We start from the raw sequence: 3003 nt of genomic DNA on the forward strand, positions 1-3003 counted from the left end.
TGACCACGGCCGCGCCGACCCCGCCCGTCGCGTCGGCCTTGGCGAAGGCCATCAGGGATGGGTCGCGGGCGACGTCGGCCCGGACCGAAAAGGCGTCGGCTCGCGAGGCGCGCGCGCCGCCCAGACCGAACAGCTCGCTCATCGACACGTTCGAGGGAACCTGGGTGGTGCGGTCCTGAAGCACCGACAGGTTCGCGCCCGAGCCGGGTCGCGGCGTGAACGTCATTTCGCCCGTCGAGCTGAGGCTGAACGTCCCCATCCGCCCGGCGCCCGTCATCGGATCGTTCAGCGCGGCCAGCAGGCTGGCCATGTCGCCGCCCGCGGGCACCGCCACCTCGATGTCGCGCAGCTTGGCGCCCGCCGCATCGCTAAAGCGGAAGGTGATGGTCTCGCCGGGCGTGAAGCCGTGCTGCGACGCGCCCGTCATGCCCGTTTCATAGATCGCCGGCTGCGCGCTGGTGATCAGGTCGTTCAGGCCGAAGAAGTGCGAGAAGCCTCGCCCGCCCTTGTTCGAGGGCGCGGCCGGATCGTCGACCACCACCACCCCCGTACCGGGCGCGCCTTCTATCTTCAGACGCCCGTCGACGAAGCTGGCGCTGCCGTTGGCCCCCAGCTGGGCGTTCAGGTCGGCCAGGAAGGTCGCAGGATTCAGCGTCGCCAGGTCCAGGTCGATCTTCTGCAGGGCTACGCCCTGGTCATTGGTGATGACGATGGAGGTGCGGCCGGTGAAGCCCTGCAGGGCGGTCTCCAGCGACTGCCCGATGTTGCGGCCGGTCAGGCTGTTGGGCGGCGGCGCGGCGGATGAGGCGTTGTGCGCCCGGTTCAGTTCGTCGGCCAGACGCGACATCAGTTCGGCCAGGCGCTCGGCCGTGGCCGGCGCCTCGCCGTCGCGCAGCTCCAGCAGCCCCTTGATCTCGCCCGAGCCCAAGCCTTCAGCCAGGGAGCGCGCCTTTCCGGCGGGGGGCTCGATGACCATGACCTCGTTGAACACCGTCTCGGCCGAGACGGCGCCGGCGCGCACATAGTCCAGCTTGGCCGCCCCCTGCCCCGCCAGCAGGATGCCGGCGCCGGTGCGGATCTCGACCCCGCCGACCGCACGGCCGGTGATGCGAACGTCCATCAGGCCCGACAACTGATCGATCAAGGCCGCCTGAGCCGTCTGCGCGCCCGAAGAGTCCGCATTGATCACCGTGGCCTTGGCGATCTCGACGTTCAGCTTCTCGATCTGCTCCAGCAGGCTGTTGGCCGTCTCGACCGCACTCTTGATGCGGGCGTCGGCGTCCTCGCGCACCGACTGAATCTGGCTGTTGATGCGGGCGGCTTCATCGAACAGGGCCTGCGTCTTCCAGATGGCGTCCTGGCGAGCGGGGCCGGAGGTGGCGTTCTCGGCCGAAGCGGCGAAGGCGGCGAAGACGCTGTCGATCTGCGAAAAGAAGCCGCTGTTGGAGCCCGGATCGCCGAACATCGACTGTATGCGGTCGTAAAGCTCATAGCGCACCGTCTGACGGCCGGCGTCGGCGCTGGCGTTCAGGCTGGCGGCCTGCAGGAAGCGGTCGGTGGCCAGACGGATGCGGGCGATCTCCACCCCCGCGCCGACGCCCTGACTGGCCCAGGACTGCTGGTCGGCGATCTTGCGGACATAGCCGGGCGTGTTGACGTTGGAGACATTGTCCGAGACCACCCGCAGCTGCGTCTGGGCCGCGTTCATGCCCGAGGTGGCGATGTTCATGATCGAGTTGAGGGACATCAGACGTCTCCCACGCCGGAGCGCACGGGACGGCCGCTCGGCAAGCCTTGCAGGCAAGCGAGCAAATCTTGCCCGGCGAATTGAGCAGGTCTTCTGACCATCTCTTTGATTTTCCTCGACATCGGCGTTCAGCCCCTGTGCATTCGTCAGCAAGAGAGGCAAGCGACGGGCCAAGTCGAACGGCGCCGCCCGCGCCCGGCAAAAAGCGACAAGCGCGGCAAGAAGCGCCCGGCGTCACGTCGCTGAAACGGCGACTGAAAACCCATCAATACCATTACATTTCAATACATTAAGTTCGACACCTACACTTGGCCCAAGCTTTGCGAAGGCCCTGCCGAATGACCCAGGCGCAGCAGGCGCCGCCCCTCACCGACCGAAAGCGCCTGCCGCCCGCATGTCCGCCGTCAGCCTCATGTCCGTCCTGACGCCCGCCGCCCCCGGCGGCGCCAGCGTCGACGCCTCCGTCGAGGCGGCGACGGACAGCGCCGTCTTCGCGGACCTGATGCTGAAGGAAGAAGCGCAGGCCGCGCCGCCCGTCGTCCAGCTTGTCCCGGTCGCCCAAGCGTCCGAAACCACCGCCCCGATCGAGGCCGCTCCGGTCGAGCCCGCAAAGGACGACATCGCCGTCGCCCCGGCTCCGCCCGCCTGGTTCGCGCCGCCCCCGCCGGTGCAACAGACTGCGGCGCCGACAGCCCCTGCCGATCCGACGGCGCCGACGACCGAAGCGACTCCTGTTGTCGCCGCCGCGCCGTCTCCCGCTCCGTCGGCCGTTTCTGAGGCTGTAGAGGCGGCTCCCGTCGCCCCGACCGCCGAACCTGCGGCCGCCACGACCGCCACGACCGCCACGGCTGCGCCCGTCTCAGCCGCGACGCCCCCCCCTGCAACCATATCCGCCGCCCTCAAGGCGGCGCTCCCCGCCGTCTTTGCAGAGCCGGATGCGGCGCCGGAACCTCCGTCAACCGAGAGCGACGAGCCGTCGGACGCACCGCCGCCGTCGCGCCCTGGAGCGGCCCTTCCTGCACAGGACGCCGCCCTGCTGGGCGTGACCGGCTTCCGATCGGGCGCGGGCGAACGGCTGGCCTCGGCGCGAGAAGCGATACAGGCAGCAGCCACAGCGACAGGCAACGCCGAAGCGACCGCCAACCGACCCGCCCAGGCCGACGCTCCCATTGATGCTGCAACGTCAGCGCCCGCCGCCCGCCCAGCCGTTGCGCCCGCCTTGGCCGAAACGCCTGCGGCGGCGGCCGTCGCCGCGC

General features: G+C 69.7%; 1 protein-coding gene and 1 pseudogene. One reads left to right on the top strand and one right to left on the bottom strand.

The window, feature by feature from the left end:
• Positions 1-1747, bottom strand: a 1747-nt coding sequence (gene flgK, locus BDIM_RS10910) for a flagellar hook-associated protein FlgK (protein WP_050796700.1), incomplete at its 3' end; no start/stop codon positions are given.
• A gap of 394 nt (positions 1748-2141) precedes the next feature.
• Between flgK and BDIM_RS17985 the strand changes: the two are divergent.
• A pseudogene (locus BDIM_RS17985) lies at positions 2142-3003 on the top strand (hypothetical protein); the annotation flags it as partial.

Origin of the sequence: Brevundimonas diminuta ATCC 11568 (assembly GCF_000204035.1) — a bacterium.
GTDB classification, from domain to species: Bacteria; Pseudomonadota; Alphaproteobacteria; order Caulobacterales; family Caulobacteraceae; genus Brevundimonas; species Brevundimonas diminuta.